Origin of the sequence: Rhodanobacter sp. Root627 (assembly GCF_001427835.1) — a bacterium.
GTDB classification, from domain to species: domain Bacteria; phylum Pseudomonadota; class Gammaproteobacteria; order Xanthomonadales; family Rhodanobacteraceae; genus Rhodanobacter; species Rhodanobacter ginsenosidimutans.
Window position 1 is genome coordinate 167,143 of record NZ_LMGW01000003.1, and the last position, 25,124, is coordinate 192,266.

Consider the following 25,124-nt stretch of genomic DNA (forward strand, 5'->3'; position numbering starts at 1 on the left):
CAGTAGGGGAAAACTGAATTGGCCCAGCTCAAATATCAACTTCAGCAAGCTTTCGAAAGCTCGCAGGCGCCACTAGGTTTCGCACCCGATCCGGCCTCGATGGAGCGCTTCCTGGCGCTGTGCCATCGCCGCCGCTACCCGGGCAAGACGGCGATCATCCGTCCCGGCGATCCGGCCAATACGCTGTACTACGTCGTCGAGGGATCGCTGGCCGTCTGCACCGAGGATGAGCAAGGTCGTGAACTGATCCTGGCCTACATCAACCGCGGCCAGTTCATCGGCGAGATGGGGCTGTTCGTGGCACAGGCGGCGCGCGAATCGGTGGTGCGCACGCGCACGCCCTGCGAGATGGCCGAGGTCAGCTACGAGCGGCTGTTCCAGCTGATGGAAGGCCCGCTGCGCGAGGAATGCCCCAAGATCCTCTGCGCGATCGGCTCGCAACTCACCCACCGGCTGCTGCGCACCTCGCGCCAGGTCAGCCGCATGGCATTCATGGACGTCAACAACCGCATCTCGCGCACGCTGCTGGATTTGTGCCAGGAGCCCGATGCCATGACCCATCCCGACGGCACGCAGATCCGCATCTCGCGCCAGGAAGTGAGCCGCATCGTGGGCTGCTCGCGCGAGATGGTGGGGCGCGTACTGAAGCAATTGGAAGAGCAGCGGATGATTGACGTGTCCGGCAAGACCATCGTGGTGCGCGGTACGCGCTGAGGCCCTCCCGCGGAACGGCTACCGGAGCGCGCTTATTGTAGGAGCGGCTTCAGCCGCGATGCTCTTTCTTCGGGCATCAGCAGAAGCATCGCGACTGAAGTCGCTCCTGCATTCAGTCGTTCAGTACCAGGCCACCCGGGTCACGGCGCGGCCCAGCGCCCTCTCCACTTTCTTGCACAACCGCGGCGTGCCGTTGACCAGCACGGCTTCGTCCGCCGGCTTCAGCATCGGCGCATCCTGCAGCGAATCGCTGTAGGCCAGCTGCCACGCGCTGACGCCGTATTGCGCCAGCGACTTCACCTTGCGTGCGCCCACGTTGTGGCGCAACAGGCGCATGCCGATCGCGCTGGGACGCAGCTGCGAGGCCACGATCTCGATGTCGGTCAGTCCCAGCTCGCTCAGCATGCTGCTGACCAGATGGTGCTCGCAGCCGGTGACCACGATGACCCGATCGCCGGCCGCCTGGTGCTGCCGCAACGCACGCACGCCGTCGCGGCAGAACTGGCGCGGGCGACGTACCAGCACGCCGGCGAACGCTTCCGCCTTGCGCTGGTAGGTGCGCTCGCTCATGCCCAGCAGGGCAATCCGCGCCAGCAGGCGCATCGGCCAGTTGCGCGAAAACGGCAGCAGCAGGATCAGCACCGGCGAGCACAGCAGGGCCATCAGCTTGCAGCCCAGCGAGCGCGCATAGCGTTCGCGCGCGAACAGCGCGAACGCATCGCCATGCATCAGCACGCCGTCGAAATCGAACAGCACCACGCGCGCAGCGGCAGTATCCGGCGATGCCGCCGGGGGTTGGGTTTCATCGGGGGACATGGCGATCAGGCGGTGGTGAACAGCCGCTGCAATTCGCTGCCGGGGTTTTCCGCCCGCATGAACGCTTCGCCGACCAGGAAGGCCTGCACGCCACCCTCGCGCAAACGCGCCACGTCATCCGGCGTGTGGATGCCGGACTCGGCCACCATGATGCGGTCGTATTCCATCAGCGCCTGCAATGACAGCGTGGTTTCCAGCGAGGTCTCGAACGTGCGCAGGTTGCGGTTGTTGACGCCGATCAGCGGCACCGGCAAGGCCAGCGCGCGCTCCAGCTCGTCCTCGTCGTGCACTTCGCACAACACGTCCAGATCCAGCTCGGACGCCAGCAGCGAAAGCTCCAGCAACACGTCGTCATCCAGCGCGGACACGATCAGCAGGATGCAGTCGGCGCCGATCGCGCGGGCCTCATGCACCTGGTAGGGGTCGATGATGAAATCCTTGCGCAGCAGCGGCAGCGAGCAGTTGGCCCGCGCCTGCTGCAGGAACGCCTCGCTGCCCTGGAAGAAATCCTTGTCGGTCAGCACGGACAGGCAGGCGGCCCCGGCGGCCTCGTAGCTGCGTGCGATGGCGGCCGGATCGAAATTGGCGCGGATCACGCCCTTGCTGGGGCTGGCCTTTTTCACCTCGGCGATCACCGCCGGCAGGCCCGCATCGATCTTCGCCTCCATCGCCGCGGCAAAGCCGCGCGTGGCAGGCAGATCCGCGATGCGCGCGGTCAGCTCCGCCACCGACAGCTGGGCGCTGCGCTCGGCGATTTCTTCCTGCTTGCGGGCGAGAATCCGGTTGAGGATGTCGGTCATGGCGTGCTCGCTATTCGGGTAAGGCGCTAGGACAAACCGGCAAGGCGGCGGGTCGTGGCGATGAACGCGTCCATTTTCGCACGGGCGGCGCCGCTGGCAATCGTGGCTCGGGCCTGTTCGATGCCGGCGCCGATACTGTCGGCCACACCGGCGGCGTACAGTGCCGCGCCAGCATTGAGGCAGACAATGTCATGCGGCACGCCCGGCTCGCCGGCGAGCGCCTGCAACAGCATCGCCTTCGATTCCTGCGCGTCTTCCACCTTCAAATTGCGGCTGGAGGCCATGGCCAAACCGAAATCCTCCGGCTCCACCTCATACTCGCGCACCACGCCATCGCGCAGTTCGCCCACCAGCGTGCAGGCGCCCAGCGAGATCTCGTCCATGCCGTCGCGGCCCCACACCACCAGCGCCTGCTGCGCGCCCAGCGCCTGCAGCACGCGGATCTGGATGCCAACCAGGTCGGGATGGAACACGCCCATCAGGATGTTCGGCGCGCCGGCCGGATTGGTCAGCGGGCCCAGGATGTTGAACAGCGTGCGCACGCCCATTTCCTTGCGCACCGGTGCCACGACCTTCATGGCCGGGTGATGGTTGGGCGCGAACATGAAGCCGATGTCGGTCTCGGCCATGCATTGAGCGACCTGCGCGGGATTCAGGTCGATCACCGCACCCAGCGCCTCCAGCACATCGGCGCTGCCGGATTTCGACGACACGCTGCGCCCGCCGTGCTTGGCCACCCGCGCGCCGGCCGCCGCCGCCACGAACATCGAGGCGGTGGAGATGTTGAAGCTGGACGCGCCGTCGCCGCCGGTGCCCACGATGTCCAGCAGGTGGCGATCGTCGGTACCCGCCAGCGGCACTTTCAGCGACAGCTCGCGCATCACCCGCGCCGCGCCGGTGATCTCGCCGATGGTTTCCTTCTTCACCCGCAGGCCGGTGATGATTGCCGCCGTCATCAGCGCGCTCACCTCGCCGCGCATGATCTGGCGCATCAGCGAGATCATCTCGTCGTGGAAAATCTCGCGGTGTTCGATCGTGCGTTGCAGCGCTTCGCGTGGCGTGATCGCCATGTCCTCGGCCGGCATGCTCATGCCGCCAGCTTCAGCGGCAGGCCGAGGAAATTGCGCAGCAGGTCGTGGCCGTGCTGGGTCAGGATCGACTCGGGATGGAACTGCACGCCTTCGATCGGCAGCGCCTTGTGGCGCAGGCCCATGATCTCGTCGATCGAGCCATCCGCATTTTCCGTCCACGCGGTAACGTCCAGGCAATCGGGCAGCGACGACTGCTCCACCACCAGCGAGTGGTAACGCGTGGCCTCGAACGGATCGGGAAGACCCGCGAACACGCCCTGCCCGCGATGGCGCACCGGCGAAATCTTGCCGTGCATGATCTGCTTGGCGCGAATCACCTTGCCGCCGAACGCCTGTCCGATCGCCTGATGCCCCAGGCACACGCCGAACACCGGAATCTCGCCGGCCAGGCCGCGCAGCAGATCCAGCGTCACCCCGGCGTCGTCCGGCGTGCCCGGCCCCGGCGAGATCATGATGTGCTCGGGCCGCAGCGCACGGATGCCGGCCACGTCCAGCGCATCATTGCGCACCACCTTCACCTCCTGCCCCAGCTCGCCCAGGTACTGCACGAGGTTGTAGGTAAAGCTGTCGTAGTTGTCGATCATCAGAAGCATTTCGAGCGCGTCCCAGTGATTGCCTGTCTATCTTTACCACGGTCTCGCCGCAGCCGCCGATCCCGCCAGGACCGGCGCGCCTGCTGATCGCAAAGTCCGTGCAAGACGGCCATTTTCGCATGCATCCGGCCTTGAACGTAGTCACGGGACTCCCCCGGCCCTCACCGCCGGCTTGCTGATGCCTCATGGCGCGCCGCAGGGAAGCGCGGTTTCATTTCATGTTTCAGCGCATCGGCACAAGCCAGTTCGGGCTTCGCCTTCAGCGATCCTGATCGTGGTGCCGGTGGTGCGGCGCATCCGATGCAGGCGCCGGCCGTGAGGTCGGCAGGTGCCAGCCATGCCGGATCGCCATGAAACGCAGCGCGAAACAGACGCCGCCGCCGGCCACGGCGGCCAGCATCGGCGAGAGGTGCAGCAGGTGGGCGCTCACCACCACGCTGGCGCCGGCCAGCGCCGCCAGCGCATACAGGTCGGCGCGCAACACGGTGGGGATGCCGGACACCAGCACGTCGCGCAGCATGCCGCCGCCGATGCCGGTCACCATGCCCAGCAGCGCCGCCATCACCGGATCGATGCCGTGGGCCAGCGCCTTCTGCGCGCCGGCTACGGCGAAGAACGCCAGCCCGACCGCATCCAGCCACAACACGTCATTGCGCAGGCGGTTGGTCATCGGATACCAGAAGAAGGTGATCAACCCGGCCAGCGCGGACACGCCGGCATACTTCAGGTCGGCAATCGCCGCCGGTGGCACCGCGCCGATCATCAGGTCGCGCGTGATGCCGCCCGCATTGCCCGCCGCGAATGCCAGCACCAGCACGCCGAAGATGTCGAGCCGATGCCTGACCGCGACCATCGCGCCGCTGATGGCGAAGACGAAGGTGCCGCCCAGATCCAGCAGCTGCAGCAGGATGGGCAGCACGGCCTGGGTGGCGAGCGTCGCGTGTTCCATGCTCAGCGTGCTGTCGACAACCACGCCCGCGCGGCCACCATCAGCGTTTCCACGCCGACCTCCAGGGTCGGGTGGAGTACCGGCAGGAAGCGCGGGTTGTGGTTGGTCGGGATTTCGTTGAGCCGGTTCTCGACCTTCGCCTTCGCGTAGACGTCCGGGTCGGTGCTGCCGACGAACCAGAACACCGACGGCACCTTCCACGCGGCACCGAACGAGCCGAAATCCTCGCTGGCCGAGGTGGGCCCGGTCTCGCGGATGCGCCCGGCCGGGAAGTGCTTGCGGAACGCATCGACCACCCTGGTGGTGGCGTCGTCGTCGTTGGTCACCAACGAGTAATTGTCCAGCGGCGTGATTTCCGGCGGCTTCGGCGCACCCGAGGCCGCCGCCTCGGCGTTGACGATGCGGGTGATCGCGGCCAGCACGCGCTTGCGCACGCCTTCGTCGAAGGTGCGCACGTTGAGCTTGATGACGGCCTCGTCGGGGATCACGTTTTCCTTGGTGCCGGCCTGCAGCGAGCCGATCGTGAGCACCGCCGCCTCGGTCGGCGCCAATTCTCGCGCCACGATGGTCTGCAGCCGCAGCACCGTCGATGCCGCCATCACCACCGGGTCGATGCTGGCCTGCGGCATCGACCCGTGCGCGCCCCGCCCGAACAGGCGGATCTGCAGGCTGTCGGCGGCCGAGGTGATCACGCCCTTGCGTCCGCCGATGGCACCCGCCGGGCCCACCATCACGTGCTGGCCCAGCACCACGTCGGGTTTCGGGAAACGCTGGAACAGGCCGTCGTCGATCATCGCCTGCGCGCCCTGGGCAGTTTCCTCCGCCGGCTGGAACACCGCCATCAGCGTGCCCTGCCAACTGTCGCGATGCTGCGCCATCAAGGTGGTGGCACCGACCAGCCAGGCGACGTGCATGTCGTGGCCACAGGCGTGCATCACCGGCACGGTGTTGCCTTCGTGATCGACCGCCGTGACCTTGCTGGCGTACGGCGCGTCGGTGGCTTCCTGCACCGGTAGCGCATCCATGTCCGCGCGCAGCATCACCACCGGCCCGTCGCCATTGCGCAACAGGCCGACCACGCCGGTCTTGCCGACGCCGGTGCTGACTTCATAGCCGGCCGCGCGCAGGTGCTCGGCGGCCAGGCCCGCGGTGCGGGTTTCCTGCATGGAGAGTTCGGGATGCGCGTGGATGTCGGTGTACAGCGCCTCCAATCGTGGCAGCAGCGCGCGGAGATGGTCCTGCAGCGTTTCGTCGGAGGGGGTGGGGTGGTCGGTCATCGCGTTGGCACTCCTGGCGCGAAACGTGAGGAAGCATCATGGGCGGCCGACGGCGCTGAGCCCACGGATGGCGGTGATCTGTTGATTAGGCGGCGGCCCAAAAACTGAAGTGGACGTCATAAGGATGATGCGCCCGGCCTGCGTTTCGAAGGGGTGAACTCCCGCCCTCACGCCGTCGGGTACGTACTCCACGCAACAGTTGACGATGCGATCGCGATCCAGCGCCTTACAGCAGATCGGGCGCCGGCGCCGTGTCGTTGCGCGACTGCCGCGCCACCACGCTGGTGGCGGTCAGGTCGCCGGTGACATTGCCCAGCGTGGCCAGCGCATCAGGGATGGTGTCCACTGCCAGCATCAGGCCCAGCGGGCTCAGTGGCAGGCCCATTGCCTGCGCCACGGGCAGGTTGGTGGCGATGAAGGTGACCTGGCCGGGCAGGCCCACCGAACCCAGGCTCACCACCACCGCCAGCAGCGCACCGGCGATGAGTTGCGCGGTGGACAGGTCCACGCCGTAGGCCCAGGCGATGAACGCAGCCGAGGTCATGTACTGCACCGGGCTGGTGAGGCGAAACAGGGTAACCGCCATCGGCAGCACCAGGCCGGCCACGGCCTTGGGATAGCCCAACCGGCGATCGGCGCTTTCCAGCATCGCCGGCAGCGAGGCCAGCGACGACTGCGTGCTGATCGCCACCACCTGCGGCGGCACCAGCGCCAGCGCGAAGCGGCGCCAGCGCTCGCCACCGAAACCCACCGCCAGCGGCAGCATCATCACGGTGACCGACAGGTACAGCAGGCACTCGACCAGCACGTACACGCCCAGCGCGCTGAGCATGCCCAGACCCGAACGCGCGCACACCGACAGGATCAGCGCGAACACGCCCAGCGGCGCCGCCCACAACACCCAGCGCACGATCACGATCATCGCGTCGGCAATCGCCTGGAAGAAATCCAGCAGCAACGCGCGGCGCTCCACCGACACGTGGGTCAAGGCAAAACCCAGGAACAGCGCAAACACCACCAGCGGCAGCATCGCACTTTGCGCTGCAGCCATGATCGCGTTGTGCGGCACGATGGCGGTGAGCGCATCCACCCAGTCGACCGGCGCGGCCTGCGCCGCCGTGGGCAAGGCCGCGTGGCCCAGCGCGGCGGTCAGCGCCGGGTCGTGCGCAAACAGCGAAAACACGAACGGCGCGGCGAACGCGGCGAACAGCGCGCCGCCGGTCAGCACCACGATGAACACCACGATGGCGCGCCGCGCGATGCGACCCGAAGCGGCCGCGTCGCTGGCGGTGTTCACACCCAGCACCACCAGCGCCAATACCAGCGGCACCACTGTCATCTGCAACGCGTTCAACCACAGCTTGCCGATCGGCTGCACTACATTGGCCACCTGGATGGCCACGGCCGGATGCCAGCCGGCGAGCACCAGGCCGATCACCGCGCCGGCGGCGAGGCCGATCAGGACGCGGGCGGTGGCACTCACCGCGCCTCCCCGGCGGCAAGCGCCGGCAATTGCCAGCTGGAACGCAGACGCTGGTACTCGGCCTGCGGCAACAACACGAACACCGGATGATCCTGCGGCTTCAGCCAGGCCAGCAGCGACTGCATTACCGCCGGCGTCATCGCGGTGCAACCGGCGGTGGCCGCGGTGGGTGATTTCCACAGGTGGGCAAAAATGCAGCTACCCGCCTGTGGTTTCGCGTCGGGGTTGTGTTCGATCACGAAGCCCTGGCGATAACGCTGGTCGCCATCGAAATGCAGGTCGCGCCGCATCGGCTCGCTGGCGCCTTTCACCGCCGCGGTGCCCACCACCTTGGCGTCGACGATGCGGTTGTATTGCGGCGAGGTGCTGACATCGACGCACCAGTCGCTGGCGCTCAGCGCGCGATACGGCATGGCGGTATCGGCATGGGCCGCGTAGCCGAAGGCCTCGCCGATGCGGAACACACCGGCCGGACTGCGGTTGTCGCCCTCGCGCTTCACCGGGCCATTGCTTTGCGGCGCATGCAATCCAAGCCCCCAGCCCGCGCCGTTCTTGCCGATCGTCACCGGCGTGGCGCTTTTCACCATCTGCCAATGGCCGTGCTCTCGTTCGAAGGTGTGCAACACGCCGTGGTCGGCGTTCCAGTCGGCGGTGGTCACCACGATCATCTGGCGAGCGTCGTGCCAGGGAACGCTCGACGTGCCGGCATGACCCGCGCCGATGAGGGCGAACGCAAGAACGGCCGGCAGGGAGGCGTGGACGGCCAAATCAAGGCTCCAGCATCAACTGGATGCGGTCGAGGTTGGCCAGCAATTGGGCATGGCGATCGTCATGGCCTTCGCACAGCAGGACGAACAGGCCATCGAGCAGATGCTGCAACGCCGATTGGTACAGCAGCGGCTGGATGTACGGCAGCTCGTCATGCGCCGATACCACCAGCGCGATGTCGGCCAGCGTGCGCAGCGGGTTGGCGGTGTGCCGCGTCACGGTGATCACCTGGCCACGGCGTTCGCGGAAATAGCGGGCGATCTTGCACAAGGCCTGATGGTTGCCGTGCTCGGAAAACACCAGCAGCACGTCGCCCGCGCTGGCGGCGGACACGTTGGCGGTCATCCGCGCGGTGTCGAAGTTGTGCACGGTGAGGATGCCCAGCAGCGACAGCTTCAGCGCAAAGCCGCGGGCGTAGATGTCGTCCTCGCCCAGGCCGATGATGAACACCTTGCCGTTCTGGCCGGCCTGGCCGATGGCGGCGGCGACGGCCTCGATGGTTTCCGCCGGATTGATCAGGCGGGTGGCCTCCTCCGCCTCCGACTTGCGCCGCCACAGGTTGCCGGCAAACACGCCGGCCGCTTCGCCATCGGCCGACGCGGCATGCTCGGGTGCATCGCCATTGTCGGCGCGGGCATTGGCCTCGCCCACGGAATACTTCAGGTCGGGATAGCCCTTGTAGCCCAGCTTCTGGGTGAACTTCACCACGCTGGACTGGCTGATGCCCAGGGCATTGGCCAGTTGCTGCGAGGAGTAATCGCGCAGCAACTGCGCGTTTTCCAGGATGAAGTCGGCGATACGCCGCTCCACCGCCGACATCCGGTCACGTTCGGAGCGGATTTTGACCAGCGGCGACATCAGGCTTCGATCTCCTCCAATCCCCTGATCTCGCGAATGCCCAGGCCGGGCGCGTCCGTCACCGAGATCTCCGATTCGTTGAAGATTACCCCACCGTCGACCGGGTTGAACTGGGACAGCGACGGCCCGTCCAGGTCGATCTTGGTGATCACGCTGGATTTGGCCACCGCCACGTGCACGGCGGCGGCCACGCTGATGCTGCTTTCCAGCATGCAGCCGATCATGCATTCCACGCCGTACATCGCGGCGATGTCGGCGATCTTCACCGCGTTGGAGATGCCGCCGGTTTTCATCAGCTTGATGTTGATGATGTCGGCCGCGCGCAGGCGGATCAGCTCGATCACCTCCATCGGGCCGAACACGCTTTCGTCGGCCATCACCGGCGTGTGCACGCGCTCGGTGACGTAGCGCATGCCGGCCAGGTCGCGCGCCTTCACCGGCTGCTCGATCAGCTCCAGCTTGATGCCCGCATCCTCCAGCGTCTGCAGCGCGTACACCGCCTGTTTGGCCGTCCATCCCTGGTTCGCATCCAGCCGCAACAACGCGCGCCCTTCCACCGCCGCGTAGATCGCCTTGACCCGGTCGATGTCCACGCCGATGTCCTTGCCCACCTTGATCTTCAGCGACTCGAAGCCGCGCTCCACCGCCTCCACGGAGTCGGCCACCATCTTGTCGATGTAGTCGACACTGATGGTGATGTCGGTGGTGATCACCGGGTCGCCGCCGCCAAGCAACTTGTACAGCGGCGCGCCGTAGAGCTGGCCCCACAGGTCGTAGATGGCGATTTCCACCGCCGCCTTGGCGCTGGTGTTCTTCTCCATCGCGCCTTGGATCAGCTGGGTGAGGTGGTTGAGGTCGGCGATGTCCTGGCCGATCAGCCGCGGCGAGATGTAATGGCGGATCGCGTCGATGATCGAGCCGTGCGTGTCGCCGGTGATCACGGCCGTGGCCGGCGCCTCGCCGTAGCCGACGTTGCCGCTGTCGGTGTGCACCATCACCACGATGTCCTCGACCATGTTGACGGTGCGCAACGCGGTCTTGAACGGCGTTTTCAGCGGCACCCGCAACATGCCGAACTTGATGTCGGTGATCTTCATTCGTAAGCCTTCATGGAATCCGTGTCCTCGAACTTTTCTTCGTGATGCGGCTAGGGGCGGATGCGCACGATGCTGGTCATGCGATCGACAAACGTCTGCTTGTCGTTGAACAGCAGTGGCAGCAGCGGCGTCACCGAGACCGCGTTGAGCTTGATCCGCGCCCGGCTGCCGTCGGCCTTGCGGTAACTCATGCCGCCCACGTCGTGGATCACGTACGGCTGGCCGTTGAACTGACCCAGCACCATCATCACGTGGCCGGGGATGTAGACCAGGTCGCCCGTCTGCAGCGCGTACGCCGCCGCGATGCGATCCTGGCGGTTGTCCTTGTCGGCGAACACGCGATGCGTCAGCGCGGGGCTGATCGCCTGCTTGCTGGTGTTGCGCGGCATCTGCACGCCCATGCTGCGATAGACGTCCGACACGAAACCGCTGCAGTCGCGGCCGTCGTAGGCATGGCCCCAGCCGTAGCGTTCACCCAGGAACTTGAACGCCTGGCGGATCAGGTTGGCGCGGGTCAGCGGCAGGTAGTCGGCGGCGGTGTCGGTGTTTTTCTGCAGCAGCGCGGGCGCGAATTGCAGTTTGCCGTCGGCGTCGCGCAGCGGCAGTTGCAGCACGTGCGAGGTGTACGGCGTCTGCCCGTTCACCGGCTGGTCCGGCGGCAGGTCGGTCAGCAGCGGCACGCGCGTGCCCATGTCCAGTTGCAGTTGCGACAGCGCCGGCTGCTCGCGGGTGAATACGGTGTGCACGCTGGCGCCCGTCACCACGCGATACGGTTTCTTGTCGGCATAACCGAACACTTGCGCCGCGCTGCCTTCGGCCACGTTCTCTTTCCCGGTCCACGCCGCGTAGCGCGGGCTGACCACGAACAGCCACTTGCCGTCGGCGCTGGTGTGCGCGATCACCACCGGGGTGCCGGGGAATTCCGCGGTCTCCTGGAAGCGGTCGATGTCGGTGTCGTCGTCGGAACTGAACACCCGCAGCGTGGTGGGAAAGCCGCGCAGCGCGGCGCGGCGCACCACCAGACCGTAGCGGGTTTCCTGTTGCGCGGGGATCGCGTCCAGCGCCGCATTGGCGGCTATCGCCTGCAGCGCAGAGGCGGGTACCGGCTTGCCATTGACGTCGTACAGCGGATGCGTGGGCAGCGTGGACAGCGATTTGATCCAGCCCGTCACCCGCGGGCGATCCAGTGTGGTCGGCAGGGCGCGCAGGTCGTGCATCGACGGATCGCGCTGCATAAGCTTCGCGTTCTGCGCCGCGATCGCCGCGCTATCCAGGATCACCCGATCCGGTTGCGCCTGCAGACCGATCCAGAACGCGGGCGTCAATTGCGCCTCGCCCACGCCCAGCACGCCCGAGGGCGGCACCGTCAAGGTGGATGGTGTCTGGCGCGCCGACACCGGCGTAGCAACGAAGGCGAACGTCAGCAGGGAAACGAGTAAGGGCAATCGCATCATCCGGGTCCTGTAGAAGTTCAACCGAGCGCCATCATCGACATCAGGTGTGCCACCACGATGCCGAAGCCGGTACCGAGGATATAACCCAGCAGAGCCAGCAGAATCCCCACCGGCACCAGCGATTTTGAGTAACTGGCCGCCAGGATCGGTGTGGCCGCCACGCCGCCGATATGCGCCAGCGAAGCGATGCCGCACAGGAACAGATCGAAGCGGAACAGCTTGGCGAAACCCACCAGCAGCACCGCGTGGATTGCGATGACGGTGACACCGCACAGCAGGTACAGCGGCGCGGCGGCGATGCCATGGAAGTTGCTTTGCGAGGCCAGCACCGCCACCACGCTGATCAACAGCGCACCGGAAATCGCGCCCGCACCGGGGTAGCGCGCCAATGGCGTATGCGCCACCACCAGGCCCGCGCCGGTGGCCAGCAGGATGGTCCAGGTGGTCGCGCTGAGCATGCTGGAGGTGGGCAACTTCGTGGCCAGCCAGCCGGCCAGCGCGGCCGCCAGCAAGGCCATGCCCAGCCACAGCAGCACGCTTTCCGGCGTGGTGGGCCCGGTCGGTTTCGCCGCCGCCACCTCCAGATCGCCACTGGATTTCGCGCCAGTCCAGCGGTTGAACGCCGGCGCCAGCCGCGCCACCGAAAACAGCACCACCACCCACATCGAGTAGCACAGCGCATCGGTCAACAGCGACATCGCCAGCAGCGCATCCGACATGCCGATCGATTGCTTCACCGCGATCATGTTGGCGGTGCCGCCGACCCAGCTGCCGCTCAGCGCCGCCAGCGGCTGCCAGGTATCGCCCGGCAGCCAGCCACGGTAGATCAGGAAAGTGCTGATGAACGCCACGAACAGGCTCACCGACGTGCAGGCAAACACGGCCAGCACGCGCGGGCCCAGCGCCCAGATCGCGCGCAGGTCGCAATTGATCATCAACAGGAACAGCAGCGCCGGCACCAGATGCGACACCAGCATCGATTGCGCCGCATGGATCTCCGCGTTGACCTGCCACAGCCCCGACACCGCCAACGCGGTCACCAGCAGGTAGGTCAGCACGATCGGTGGCAACACCGAAAACAGCTTCCAGCCGGTACGCCGTTCGACCGCCGGAAACAGCCCGGCGGCCAACAGCATCACCGCCAGGTAGGGCCAGACCGTTTGGATCACATGCGTCCCCTTGTGGGCCGTTCGCCGATGCGCGCCAACGGGCCGGTTTGCGCCGCCAAGGAATAGGTGATTCTTTTCAAGTTCAATCGAAGCATAAATTATTGACCAGCATTTGCAAGCGTGTTACACAGCCGCATCTGGGGTCTTCAAGGCGGGCATGGCGCGATGCACTCACGGTTACCTGTCGCAGTGAAACCACGTGGGCGGCGTTTGGCGCTGGCGCTGCTCGCGCTGCTGTTCGCCGGCCCGCTGCTGGCCAACCCGCAGGATGACAACCGCGTCGTGGCGCCCATCATCGCGCAGATCGACGCCGGGCATTTCCACGAGGCGCAGGCGGCGATCAACCGCGCGCTGGCCCAGCCGCAACTTTCCGCCGAGCGGCGGCGCGCACTGACGTTCCAACGCGAGCGCATGCGCCGCATCCTGCTCGACTTCACCCTCGATGCCGACGACGTCGAGACGCGCGTGCGCAAGCAGATCCCCGACCTCACCGACGCCGAGTTCGCCAAGTGGAACGCGGCCGGGCTGTTCGAACACCAGGTCATCGACGGCCGCACGCTGTACTTCAAGCGCTCGCCGGGCAACCTGTTCCGCCTCAGCCCCGAAGCGGTGGCGCGGCGCGCGGTGCAGACGCCGATCACCGACGGCCCGATGGAATCGTTGAACGACGCGCAGCGCGCGATCTACCACGCCGCGCTGGCCGAACACCGCAGCAGCGTGCTGCCGCGCCGCGTGCGCATGACGCAAACGCTTACCGTGGATGCCGACGCCGTGCCCGCCGGTGAAACCGTGAGCGCGTGGATTCCCTACCCGCAGGCGGTGCCGGGCCAGCAGCAGGACATTCGCTACATCGCCAGCGTGCCGGCGCAGCATCGCATCGCGCCCGCGTCCGCCCTGCAGCGCACGGTGTACCTGGAGCAGCCCGCGGTGGCGGGAAAGAAGACCGAATTCTCGGTGACCTACGAGCTGACCCTGTTTGCCCAGTACCACGCCATCGACCCGGCCAGGGTGACACCGCTCTCCGCCGCCAGCGCGGAAGCCGTGCAGTGCAGGGATGGCCACGACGATGCAGCGCCCTGCTCCATCTTCCCCGTCCACGGCACGGCCCACGCGGAGGCCGAACTGGCGCCGTACCTGGCCGAGCGTCCGCCGCACATCGTGTTCACCGACGCGATGCGCGCGTTCTCGCGCAAGGTCGTTGGCGACGAGAAGAACCCGTACCGCATCGCGCAGAAGCTGTTCGCGGCGGTCGACAGGATTCCCTGGGCCGGCGCGCGCGAGTACTCCACCATCAGCAACATCAGCGACTACGCGCTGCACGCCGGCCACGCCGATTGCGGCCAGCAGACCCTGCTGCTGATGACCCTGCTGCGGCTCAACGGCATCCCCACGCGCTGGCAGTCCGGGATGGTGTTTTCGGACGACGGCACCGATTACAGCAACATCCACGACTGGGGCTATCTGTACCTGGCGCCGTACGGCTGGGTGCCGATGGACGTGACCACCGGCCGGCTGCAGCCCGGCGCCGGCGACGACCAGGCGCTGGCGTGGTTCTACCTCGGCGGCCTCGACAACTACCGCATCGCATTCAACAACGACTACGGCCGCACGTTCGTGCCGCCGAAGCAGCATTTCCGGTCCGACAACGTGGACTCGCAGCGCGGCGAAGTGGAGTGGCGCGGGGGCAACCTCTACTTCGACCAGTGGGATTACGGCTTCGATTGGCAGATCCAGGCAGCGACGCAGGGACGCAAAAGCAACTAACCAGCAGCTTTCATAAAGAGGCATCGACGGCGTCGATGGGGAGAAGGGGTATGAACAGCAACAACCGCAAGCTACGCAGGACCGTGCTGTGCATGGCGCTGGGCCTTGGCCTGGCGTCGCTGGCCGTGCCGGCCGCCTTTGCCGGCAGCAACGACGGTTCCGTGGTGGGCCATACCGCCGCCGGTGCCGTGATCACGGTGAACAACACCGCCACCGGCTTCACCCGCTCGGTCACCGCCGACGCCAAGGGCAACTACCGCTTCCCGTTCCTGCCGGTGGGCACCTATACGCTGGAGAGCAGCAAGGACGGCGCACCGGTGGGGCACCCGGTGAATGTCACCGTCAGCCTGGGCAATGCCACCACCGTCAACGTGGGCGCCGCGGACAACGCGACGGCGCTGGAAGCGATCAGCGTCAGCGGCACCATCCTGCCCGGCGTGGACGTGAGTTCCACCGAATCGGCCACCAATGTCACCCGCGAGCAGTTGAGCCGCATCCCGGTGGACCAGAACATCACCTCGGTGGCGATCCTGGCGCCGGGCGTGAACCGGGGCGTGGCCGGTTTCGGCGGCATCTCCTTCGGCGGCTCGTCGGTGGCGGAGAACTCGTTCTACGTCAACGGCCTCAATGTCACCGACTTCTACAACCGCAACGGCTTCTCCTCGGCGCCGTTCGCGTTCTACCAGGAGTTCCAGGTCAAGACCGGCGGCTACTCGGTGGAGTTCGGCCGCACCACCGGCGGCGTGATCAACGCGGTGACGCGCTCGGGTACCAACGACTTCCACTTCGGCACCGAGATGACGCTGGAGCCGGGCAACTGGCACTCGCGCGCCGACGACCACTACCGCGCCGACGGCACCCGCTACATCACCGCCGGCAAGGACCGCGACTCGCTGGTCAAGCTCAACGGCTACGTGTCCGGCCCGATCGTCAAGGACAAGCTGTTCTTCTTCGCGATGTACGAGGCGCGCGGTGCCACCCCGCGCAACACCAACGACGACGGCACCGTGCTCACCAGCAACGGCTCGGACACCGGCTTCTGGGGCGCCACCATCGACTGGCACGTCAACGACAGCAACCTGCTGAGCGCCATGGCGTTCTCCGACAAGGACAAGAACGTCGGTGATGTCTACGACTACGACTACGCCACCGACACGATCGGCAGCAAGACCAACGAGATCTATACCGACACCGGCGGCAAGAACTGGGCCCTCACCTGGACCAGCTACCTCACCAACGACTTGTCGATGAAGCTGATGTACGGCCGCAACAACCGCGAATCGTTCAACCGTGGCCTCAGCGACCTGGAGTGCAACCGCGTGGCCACCGATGGCGACATCCCGCTGCCGGGCATCGGCCTGGGTTGCACCACCAACAGCGCGGTGAGCCAACGCAATGACGTGCGCAAACAGGCGCGCGCCGACTTCGAATGGACGCTGGGCGATCATCTGCTGCGCTTCGGCTACGACAGCGAGAAGAACACCTCCGATTACGACCGCTACTACCCTGGCCCCGGCGCGATCTACTACAACGTCTACCAGGCCGCGCCCGGCTCTTCGATCCCCAACCCCAGCGGCGGCGTTGTGCCGGCCGGCTACACCGGCTACGTGCGCGCCCGGCGCTACGAAATCTCCGGCACGTTCGAAACCACCAACTCCGCCTATTACATCGAGGACAACTGGCAGGTCACGCCCAACCTGCTGTTGAACCTGGGCCTGCGCCGCGACGGCTTCGACAACAAGACCGGCGATGGCGACAGCTACATCAAGATGGAAAACATGATCGCGCCGCGGCTGGGCTTTTCGTGGGACATGCACGGCGACGGCACCACCAAGCTGTTCGGCAACCTGGGTCGCTACTACCTGCCGGTGGCCAACGTGATCAACATCAAGCAGGCAGGCGGCCTGCTGGACGAGCGCACCTACTACGCGTTCGACGGCTGGGAAACGCGCGACCGCAACGGCTCGCCCTACGCGATGCCGATCCTGGGCCCGCAACTGGGCGGCGTGGATGTGTCGCAGGGCGATGGCAGCGTGGGCGACCTGCGCTCGGAGGTCGACCACGACATGGACCAGGTCTACCAGGACGAGTTGATCCTGGGCTTCCAGCAGATGCTCAACGACAAATGGTCGTGGGGCGTCAGCGGCACCTACCGCCGCCTGCACAACGCCATCGACGACATGGGCATCACGCAGACGCCCTGCGGCCCGCTGCTCGACAGTGATGGCGACCCGAGCACGCAGTGGGTGATGGCCAACCCCGGCTCCAAGGTCTCCATCTGGGGCGACACCAACTGCGACGGCACGCCCGACGGCTACGTGGACATCGACACCGCCAAGCACGGCTGGGCGATGTACGACAGCGACGGCAACTACCTGGGCGAGCGCGGCTGGGTGAAGCCCAAGCGCACCTACACCGCGATGGAATTCCAGATCGACCGCGCGTGGGACGACAAGTGGGCGTTCAACGCGTCGTACACGCTATCGTGGAGCCGCGGCAATGCGGAAGGACCGGTCAACTCGGACACCAACTTCGACGACACCGGCCGCACCGAAAACTTCGACGACCCGTGGGTCAACTTCGGCGGCGACGGCTACCTGCCCAACGACCGCCGCCACCAGATCAAGCTGCGCGGCACCTATGCCATCACGCCGCAATGGCAACTCGGCGCGGATCTGCAGATCCTCTCCGGCACGCCGGTAACCGGTTTCGGCAGCGGCAATCCGTACGACGCCACCTCGTACCACAGCTATTACATCTGCGTGCAGAACTGCGGCTTCATCCCGGGCGAGGTGGACGCCGATGGCGACCCGGTGCCGTATCCGTCCGAGCAGCGCGTGTACGAACGCTCGCCGCGCGGCAAGTACGGCCGCACGCCGTGGAGCTACGACCTGGGCGCAAGCATCAGCTGGCAGAAGCCGATCGGCACCGACGGCCGCATCAAAGCCAAGTTTGCGGTGTACAACCTGCTCAACTCGCAGCGCACGCTGGGCGTGAACCAGGACCTGCAGACGTCCATTTCCGACAGCACCAGCGACACCTTCGGCGAAGGTATCCGCTTCCAGTCGCCGCGCTTCGCCCAGCTCACGGTGAGTCTGGATTTCTGACGCATCTCCCCCTTGGCGACCCGCCTGCGCTGCAGCGGGTCGCCATTTTTTCTTTCAGGGTGCGGCCATGCCAGGGCCACACACACCGCAAACACCATCGGGGCTATGGTCGAAGCCGGCCCGTAACCGGGAAACCGCATGAAGACGATCGCACGCCTCGCCATCCTCGCCGCACTGGCCGCGGGCGCCGCCCAGGCGCAGGACCCGCCAGTCACCATCGACAGCCACGTCGACATCCCGTTCGACTACATGGGCGAGCCGCGCTTCGACGTAGGCAAGCCCACGCCGCTGCTGGTCGACCTGGGCAAGATGGAGCGCGGTGGATTGAATGCCGCGTTCTTCGTGGTCTGGGTGCCCCAACACGGACTCGACGCCGCCGGCTACGCCCAGGCGGTGAAACAGGCCAGCCAGAAATACGACGGCATCGGCCGCATGCTGATGATGTATCCCGACCGCATCCGCCTGGCCACCACACCCGAGCAGTTGATGGCCAACCATCACGCCGGCCTGCTCTCGGCAACCATCGAGATCGAAAACGCCTACTCGCTCGGCCACGACATCCATCGCCTGGACGCCGCGTTCGATCGCGGCGCGCGCTCGGTAGGCCTGGTGCATGTCGGCGACAATGACCTGTGCACCAGTTCGCAGCCCGATACCAAACACGGCGAGCCGGCGATGAACAGCGCCGCCGATACCGGCATGAGCGACTTCGGCCGCGCCGTGGTGAAGCGGGCCAACCAGCTCGGCATGATGGTGGACGTATCGCACGCTTCCGACGCCTGCGTGCGCGACGCCTTGAAGGTGTCGACGGCGCCGATCATCGCCTCGCACTCCGGCGCCCGCGCCGTGCTCGGTCACCCGCGCAACCTGCCCGACGACCTGCTGCGCGCGATCGCCGCCAAGGGCGGCGTGATCCAGGCGGTGGCGTACAAGGAGTTCCTGAAGCACGACCCGGCCCGCGAAGCCGCCGAGGAGAAACTGCAGGACGCCGTGGCAAAAGCCGCCGGCGACACGAAGTACGACAGCGACAAGCACGACTACCTGCCCGCGATGGCCGCCGGCATGGCAAAGATCCAGCAGCAGCATCCGCTGCCCACGCTGGACGACTACCTGAAACAGATCCGGCACATGGTGCAGGTCGCTGGCATCGACCATGTCGGCATCGCGTCAGACTTCGACGGCGGTGGCGGCATCACCGGCTGGGCCGACGCCAGCGAAACCCGCAATCTCACCGCCGCGATGCGCCGGCACGGCTTCAGCGACGCCGACATCGCCAAGCTGTGGGGCGGCAACCTGTTGCGCGTGTGGGGCGAGGTGGAGCGTGATGCGACGCGGTGAAGCCCCCCTCACCCCAACCCTCTCCCCCAACGGCGTTGCCGTCGGGGGAGAGGGAGTTGCTACGGCGCGCGTCGAACAGGCTCCCTCTCCTCCGGCCCCGCCGGGGGAGAGGGCTGGGGTGAGGGGGCGCTTTTGGCTTTTCCTGGCGCTGGTCATCAACGCCACCACCTCCGCGGCCACGCCAGCCGAAACCGCTGACACCGCCGCCCTCAACCGCATCGTCGACGCCACCATCGCCCGCTACCACCTGCCCGGCATCGCCGTCGGCGTGATCGAAAACGGCAAGATCGTCTACACCCGCACCGCCGGCGAAACCGTGGCCGGGTCGGGCGAAAAGATCACCCCGCAAACGCTGTTCAAGATCGCCTCCAACAGCAAGGCGATGACCACCGCCCTGCTGGGCCGGCTGGTCGATCAGGGCAAGCTGCGCTGGGACGACCCGGTGACGACGTACCTGCCGCAGTTCCGCATGCACGATCCCTGGGTCACCGCCAACATGCGCGTGGCCGACCTGCTCACCCATTCCAGCGGCCTGCCCGAGGGCGGCGGCGACCTGATGCTGTGGCCGGAGCCGAACGCGTTCACCCGCGCCGACATCATCCATGCGCTGCGCTACATCGAACCGGGTTACAGCTTCCGCTCGCAATACCAGTACGACAACCTGCTCTACGTGGTGGCCGGCGAAGTGGCCGCCGCGGCCGGCGGCGCGCCGTACGAGACGTTGATGCGGCGCGAGGTGTTCAAACCGCTGGGGCTGGACCGCTGCCAGGTCGGCAGCTGGAATCGCGACGCCGTGGGCAACGTGGCGCAACCGCACTACCGGCACGACGGCCGCAACGTGCCGATGCAGGAGGACGGCGCCACCATTCCCGCGATCACCTCGGCACCGGCCGGCGGCATCCGCTGCGATCTCACCGACATGCTGGTTTGGGCGCGCAACTGGCTGGTGCCCACGCCGGCGCAATTGCAGTGGCTGTCGTGGCCGCAGCGCACCACGCTGCAGGCGCCACACATGCTGATCCCCGTATCCACCCAGCGTCGCCAGTGGGACAACACGCATGTGATGGCCTACGGCTACGGCTGGCGCATGGCCGACATCGATGGCGCATGGGCCGTGTGGCATACCGGGACGCTCGGCGGCATGTATTCGATGCTGGCGCTGCTGCCCGACCGGCAGAGCGGTTTCGTTTTCATGATCAATGGCGAGGCGGAGGACGCGCGCACGGTGCTGGGCGAAGTGCTGATGAAACACTTCACCGCGCCGCAAGAACGCCGTGGCGTGGCGTGGTACGCGGACGCGCTGGACGAGCAGGCGAAACAACGCCCGGCGTCGGCGTCGGCACCGGACACCTCGGCGCGCCAGCCCGTCGGACCCGCCGAACTGGCGGCGTTCACCGGCATCTATCGCGATCCCTGGCTGGGCGAGGCCGCCGTGTGTCCGCGCGGCGGCCAGGTGCGTTTCGCCGCGAAGAAATCGCCGCGTCTGGCCGGCACGGTGATGCGGCTGGGTACACGCTATTTCGTGCACTGGGACGAAGATGGCGTCGATCCCGATGCGTGGATGGACTTCCGTACCCCCGGTGAAGGGCCGACCACGCTGCGCATGGCCAAGCTCGACCCCCAGGGCGACTTCAGTTCGGACTATGAAGACCTGCGCTTCGAACGCGTGGGATATTGCCCATGAGCACGATCCCGACCCTTCCTCCGCTTGCGGGGGAAGGAAGGTGGTGATGGTGGCGGTGGCGTGTCTGCTGATCGCCAGCGCGCGGGCTGCCGATCAGGTCACGCGCTCATCCGCCCGCACCGCTGCCGAGGCCGGCCTTGTCGATATCCGCACGCGGGTGCCCGACATCGCCGAGGACATCAAGTACGCCGGCCGCGACAATTTCGTGGGTACACGTATAGACGGCTATCTCGCACCCAAATGCCTGCTGCTGCAACCGGTGGCCGATGCGCTGGCACGCGTCGAGCATGAGCTGCGCTCCCGACATCTGCGTCTGAAGATATGGGATTGCTACCGCCCCGCCCGCGCCGTGGCGCATTTCGTGCGCTGGGCGCACGACCTGGGCGACCTGCGTACCAAGCCGCAGCATTACCCCGACCTGCACAAATCGCAACTGCTGGGCGGCTACATCGCGCCGGTGTCCGGACACAGCCGTGGCGCTACCGTCGATCTCACGCTGCAGCGTTGCACCACCGACGACGCTTGCGCGGCGCTGGACATGGGTACGGATTTCGATTTCTTCGGCACGCGTGCGCATACCGACGCTGCCGACGTCACCGCCAAACAACGCGCCAACCGCCAACTGCTGCTCGATGCGATGGCACGCGAAGGCTTCAGGAACTACCCGCTGGAATGGTGGCATTACACGCTGCAACCTGAGCCGACGCCGCACACGCTCTACGACGTACCGGTGCAATGAGCGCCCATGAGATCGCCATGCCGATTCACGCGCTTTCCGCGCCGTCGACGGGATGATGCATCGATGCCCAGACCCTTCGATTCCCGACGCTGGCGTAGCGCCACGCTGCTGCTCCTGATCGCGCTGCTGGCCGCCTGCGCCCATGCGCCGCCGCGCAACCCGCTGGCCACCTGGGTGCCCTCGCCCAACCACGACATCCGCCGGCCGGTGCTGATCGTGCTGCATTACACCGACCAGGATTCGGTGCAACAGAGCCTGCACACGTTGCGCACCGCCAACAGCGGCGGTCCGGTGAGCGCGCATTACCTGATCGGCGCCGACGGGCACATCTACCAGTTGGTGTCCGACCAGCTGCGCGCCTGGCACGGCGGACCGGGACGCTGGGGCACGATCACCGACATCAACTCCGCCTCGATCGGCATCGAGCTGGACAACGATGGCGCCACCCCGTTCGCCCAGCCGCAGATCGCCGGCCTGCTGCGGCTGCTCGCCGACCTGACCACACGGCTGCACATCCCGCCCACGCAGATCGTGGGACACGAGGATTTCGCGCCCACCCGCAAGGTCGATCCCGGCCCGCTGTTTCCCTGGCAGCAACTGGCCGCCGCCGGCTACGGGCTGTGGCCGCGGGCGCCGCTGATCGACCCGCCGGCCGGCTTCGACCCCTGGATGGCACTGGCGTTGGTGGGTTACCCGCTGGACGATCGCGCCGCCACGGTACGCGCGTTCCACCACCACTATCGCGGCATCGAGGGCGAGACGCTGGATGCGACCGATCTGCGCGTCCTCTACAGTCTGGTGCAGACGGTCGAACGCGGCGACGGCGCGCACTGACTCCCACCACGGCGTCGAGCCGGATCGGGCGCGGGAATCCACAACCCTGTGGCAATTGCGTTGTGCAGGCACACCTGCGCGGACCGCGTGCGCTACCCTCGCATGCTGGTTCGACACGACGAGTCACCCTACCTGGAGAGGACGCCATGACACCCATCATCCGCACGACCTTGCTGCGCGGCTCGGCCTTGCTGCTGGCCTTTGGTTTGCCGACGCTGCATGCCACCACCTACGTGTACATCTCCAACGCCACCGACGGCACCATCTCGACGTACCAGCTGGCCGAGCAGACCGGCAAGCTCACCCCCGGCGCCACCGTGACCGCGGGCGGCAACGTGATGCCGATGGCAGTCAGTCCCGACCATCGCTACCTGTATGCAAGCGTGGACAAGCCCACCCACGCGGTGCAGACCTTCACCATCGATCCCGCCACCGGGGGCCTGGACAAGGTTTCGCAGTCGCCAGTGTGGCATCCGATGGCCTATATCTCGCTGGACCGGACCGGCAACTACCTGTTCGCCTCCTCCTACGATGACGACGTGGTGACGGTGACGCCGATCCACGCGGGCAAGCTGGCCGACCAGCCCACGCAGACGCTGAAGACCGACCGCAACACCCACTCGGTGCACATCGACAACAGCAACCGCTACCTGTTCGCACAGACCCTCGGCGGCGCCAAGGTGTTCCAGTACCGCTTCGATGCGAACACCGGCAAGGTCACCGCGAATGATCCGCCCGCATTGCAGTTGCCGACCGGGCTGGGCGCACGCCATATCGCCTTTTCACCTGACGACCGCTACGTCTACGTGCTGGACGAATTGCAGGACAAGGTGATCACCTACGCGCTCGATCCCGCCACCGGCCGGCTCACCCAGCAGGCCGTCACCAGCGCGATGCCCGCCGACACCACCCTGGTACCCGGCGCGCCGCGCTTCGTGCGCAACCCCACGCCGGCGCAGCGGCCGCACGCGGACACCAGCAACGATATCTGGGCCGCCGATATCCACGTCACGCCGGATGGCAGGTTCCTCTACACCTCCGAACGCACCAGCAGCGTGCTGAGCGCGCTCAAGGTCGACAAGGCCAGCGGCGCGCTGACCCTGGTCGGCACCTACCCCACCGAGAAGCAGCCGCGCGGCTTCGCCATCACGCCCGACGGCAAATACCTGATCTGCTCGGGCGAGAAATCGGATCACATCTCCGTGTTCGACATCGACCCCACCAGCGGCGCGCTGAAACTCAACGGCCGTTATCCCGTCGGCCAGGATGCGAACTGGGTCGAGGTGGTGAAGTTCTGACGGCCGCGGTTGAGGGGACTTTTCTTTCGCGGCACCAAGCCACCGCAAAGCTCAAACGCTACCCGAAGGGCTGAAGGGGGCTTTTCGTTCGTGCGGAAAAGCCAAGATCAAGAGCACCCTCTTCCGCCTTACGTGCCGCTCCTGCGGCACGCCCTTCGGGCCGGCTTCGCCGTTCGCTTCGGCATCCTGCCTTCGCAGTCGGGCACCTTCTCCCGCAAGCGGGAGAAGGGAATCCACGTTCTCAGCCGCGCGGGGGTGCTGCGGAGGATTCGCGTTTGACCAGCGAATACTTCATCACCTGGTGATTGCCGGCTTTGGGTTTGCCGCTGCGCTTGCAGCGGATTTCCTCCAGCATCAGGCGCACGGCGGTGCGGCCCATCGCCGTTACCGGCTGGTGGATGGTGGTGAGCGTGGGCCAGATGGTGGTGGCCACAGGAGTGTCGTCGAAGCCGGTGACGGACAGGTCGCCGGGCACGCGCAGGCCCATGCCGTGGGCCACTGCAACCACGGCCGCGGCCATGTCGTCGTTGCTGGAAAGAATCGCGGTGGGCCGGTTTTTCAGCTTCAGCAGCGTGCTGGCCGCCGCCAGGCCGGAGCGGTAGGTAAACAGCCCCGGCACGATGTGCTCGGTCGGCACCGTGAGGCCCGCACGCGCCATGGTGTCGATGAAACCCTGTGCGCGCAGTACCGCCGGCGTGTGCTTGGGGTCGCCCTTGATCAGCGCGATCGCGGTGTGGCCCAGATCCAGCAGGTGCTGGGTCATCGCACTGGCGCCCTGGTAGTCATCGATGCGCACGGAACTGACGTCCGCCACCGGTGCGCCGGTGGCCACCGCCACCACGGTGATGTTGGCCAGGTCCAGCTCGCGTTTGGTCTGGCGCGAATCGCACAGCGGCGGCGGCAGGATGACGCCGTCCACGCCGGTGTCCAGCAGCCGCTGCATCGCCGCGCGCTGGCTGCGGATGCCGCTGCATTTTTCCACCAGGATCTGCGCACCGCTGAGGCTGCCCTCTTCCAGCACGCCGATCATCAGCTGGTTCAGATAGGCCGCGCTGGGGTTGCTGTAGAGCAGGCCGATCCGCGCCGCGTTGGACGAACGCAACGAACGCCCCGCCAGATTGGGCCGGTAGTTGAGCTCGGCCGCGGCGGCCAGCACGCGATCGCGCATCGCCTCGCCCACGCGCGGGTTGTTGTTCATCACCCGCGAGGCGGTCATCGGCGAAACGCCGGCGCGGCTGGCGACATCGAGGATGGTGACGGTTTGCGAAGTGCGACGCTTGGTCTTGGCCAT

The 25,124-nt window shown here is 66.7% G+C and carries 21 protein-coding genes; 8 read left to right on the plus strand and 13 right to left on the minus strand.

Translation table 11 applies throughout. The annotated features are described in order from the left end of the window. Positions 1-18 precede the first annotated feature (18 nt). A complete protein-coding gene (gene crp / locus ASD68_RS13590) occupies positions 19-714 on the plus strand; it encodes a cAMP-activated global transcriptional regulator CRP (protein WP_056084840.1) in 696 nt (231 codons plus the stop codon). A 120-nt stretch (positions 715-834) separates the two neighbouring features. On the opposite strand, the gene ASD68_RS13595 is transcribed toward crp, so the two are convergent. The 12 genes from ASD68_RS13595 to ASD68_RS13650 all read right to left on the minus strand — a co-directional run bounded on the left by ASD68_RS13595 (position 835) and on the right by ASD68_RS13650 (position 13,069). Beyond that, positions 835-1,530 (minus strand): HAD family hydrolase, encoded by a 696-nt coding sequence (locus tag ASD68_RS13595; RefSeq protein WP_056607752.1) that lies wholly within the window; start codon positions 1,528-1,530, stop codon positions 835-837. 5 nt (positions 1,531-1,535) lie between these two features. Beyond that, entirely contained in the window at positions 1,536-2,330 is a 795-nt protein-coding gene (gene trpC / locus ASD68_RS13600; RefSeq protein WP_056607754.1) for an indole-3-glycerol phosphate synthase TrpC, read from the minus strand. A gap of 26 nt (positions 2,331-2,356) precedes the next feature. Then, on the minus strand, positions 2,357-3,400 hold the full coding sequence (trpD, locus tag ASD68_RS13605) for an anthranilate phosphoribosyltransferase (protein WP_082546089.1): 1,044 nt from the start codon (positions 3,398-3,400) through the stop codon (positions 2,357-2,359). Between the two features lie 17 nt (positions 3,401-3,417). Further along, positions 3,418-4,014, minus strand: coding sequence for an aminodeoxychorismate/anthranilate synthase component II (locus ASD68_RS13610; protein WP_007081216.1), 597 nt, complete (start codon positions 4,012-4,014; stop codon positions 3,418-3,420). A gap of 259 nt (positions 4,015-4,273) precedes the next feature. Then, positions 4,274-4,930: a trimeric intracellular cation channel family protein gene (locus ASD68_RS13615; RefSeq protein WP_200945418.1), complete on the minus strand. Its 657-nt coding sequence runs from the start codon at positions 4,928-4,930 to the stop codon at positions 4,274-4,276. 35 nt (positions 4,931-4,965) lie between these two features. After that, positions 4,966-6,240 carry a M20 family metallopeptidase gene (locus ASD68_RS13620; RefSeq protein WP_056607757.1) on the minus strand — a complete coding sequence of 425 codons (1,275 nt, stop codon included), beginning with the start codon at positions 6,238-6,240 and terminating at the stop codon, positions 4,966-4,968. A gap of 226 nt (positions 6,241-6,466) precedes the next feature. Then, positions 6,467-7,723 (minus strand): dicarboxylate/amino acid:cation symporter, encoded by a 1,257-nt coding sequence (locus tag ASD68_RS13625; RefSeq protein ID WP_056607758.1) that lies wholly within the window; start codon positions 7,721-7,723, stop codon positions 6,467-6,469. Further along, complete coding sequence (locus tag ASD68_RS13630; protein WP_235578760.1) at positions 7,720-8,391, minus strand: L,D-transpeptidase family protein; 672 nt, start codon at positions 8,389-8,391, stop codon at positions 7,720-7,722. Before ASD68_RS13630 ends, ASD68_RS13625 begins: the two co-directional genes overlap by 4 nt. Before the next feature lie 100 nt (positions 8,392-8,491). Continuing rightward, complete coding sequence (locus ASD68_RS13635; RefSeq protein ID WP_056607760.1) at positions 8,492-9,349, minus strand: MurR/RpiR family transcriptional regulator; 858 nt, start codon at positions 9,347-9,349, stop codon at positions 8,492-8,494. Continuing rightward, positions 9,349-10,446: a dipeptide epimerase gene (locus ASD68_RS13640; RefSeq protein ID WP_056607761.1), complete on the minus strand. Its 1,098-nt coding sequence runs from the start codon at positions 10,444-10,446 to the stop codon at positions 9,349-9,351. Before ASD68_RS13640 ends, ASD68_RS13635 begins: the two co-directional genes overlap by 1 nt. Positions 10,447-10,496: 50 nt before the next feature. After that, complete coding sequence (locus tag ASD68_RS13645; RefSeq protein WP_056608077.1) at positions 10,497-11,897, minus strand: SH3 domain-containing protein; 1,401 nt, start codon at positions 11,895-11,897, stop codon at positions 10,497-10,499. Positions 11,898-11,917: 20 nt separating this feature from the next. Beyond that, the gene (locus tag ASD68_RS13650; protein WP_056607762.1) at positions 11,918-13,069 is read right to left on the minus strand and encodes a DUF819 family protein; all 1,152 of its coding nucleotides are present in this window, start codon (positions 13,067-13,069) and stop codon (positions 11,918-11,920) included. Between the two features lie 165 nt (positions 13,070-13,234). On the opposite strand from ASD68_RS13650, the gene ASD68_RS13655 reads away from it, so the two are divergent. The 7 genes from ASD68_RS13655 (at position 13,235) to ASD68_RS13685 (ending at position 23,833) form a co-directional block, all read left to right on the plus strand. Continuing rightward, positions 13,235-14,833, plus strand: a complete 1,599-nt coding sequence (locus ASD68_RS13655; RefSeq protein ID WP_056607763.1) for a transglutaminase domain-containing protein — start codon at positions 13,235-13,237, stop codon at positions 14,831-14,833. Positions 14,834-14,883: 50 nt separating this feature from the next. Then, a complete protein-coding gene (locus ASD68_RS13660; protein ID WP_056607764.1) occupies positions 14,884-17,940 on the plus strand; it encodes a TonB-dependent receptor in 3,057 nt (1,018 codons plus the stop codon). 138 nt (positions 17,941-18,078) lie between these two features. Beyond that, complete coding sequence (locus ASD68_RS13665) at positions 18,079-19,278, plus strand: dipeptidase (protein ID WP_056607765.1); 1,200 nt, start codon at positions 18,079-18,081, stop codon at positions 19,276-19,278. 148 nt (positions 19,279-19,426) lie between these two features. Then, positions 19,427-20,962: a serine hydrolase gene (locus tag ASD68_RS13670; RefSeq protein WP_343123443.1), complete on the plus strand. Its 1,536-nt coding sequence runs from the start codon at positions 19,427-19,429 to the stop codon at positions 20,960-20,962. Positions 20,963-21,008: 46 nt separating this feature from the next. Continuing rightward, positions 21,009-21,701 carry a M15 family metallopeptidase gene (locus tag ASD68_RS13675; protein WP_056607766.1) on the plus strand — a complete coding sequence of 231 codons (693 nt, stop codon included), beginning with the start codon at positions 21,009-21,011 and terminating at the stop codon, positions 21,699-21,701. Positions 21,702-21,764: 63 nt separating this feature from the next. Next, positions 21,765-22,535 carry an N-acetylmuramoyl-L-alanine amidase gene (locus ASD68_RS13680; protein WP_056607767.1) on the plus strand — a complete coding sequence of 257 codons (771 nt, stop codon included), beginning with the start codon at positions 21,765-21,767 and terminating at the stop codon, positions 22,533-22,535. A 146-nt stretch (positions 22,536-22,681) separates the two neighbouring features. Beyond that, positions 22,682-23,833, plus strand: a complete 1,152-nt coding sequence (locus ASD68_RS13685) for a beta-propeller fold lactonase family protein (RefSeq protein ID WP_056607768.1) — start codon at positions 22,682-22,684, stop codon at positions 23,831-23,833. Positions 23,834-24,074: 241 nt separating this feature from the next. Here ASD68_RS13685 and ASD68_RS13690 read toward each other — a convergent pair whose 3' ends face one another. Continuing rightward, positions 24,075-25,124 (minus strand): LacI family DNA-binding transcriptional regulator, encoded by a 1,050-nt coding sequence (locus ASD68_RS13690; RefSeq protein ID WP_056607769.1) that lies wholly within the window; start codon positions 25,122-25,124, stop codon positions 24,075-24,077.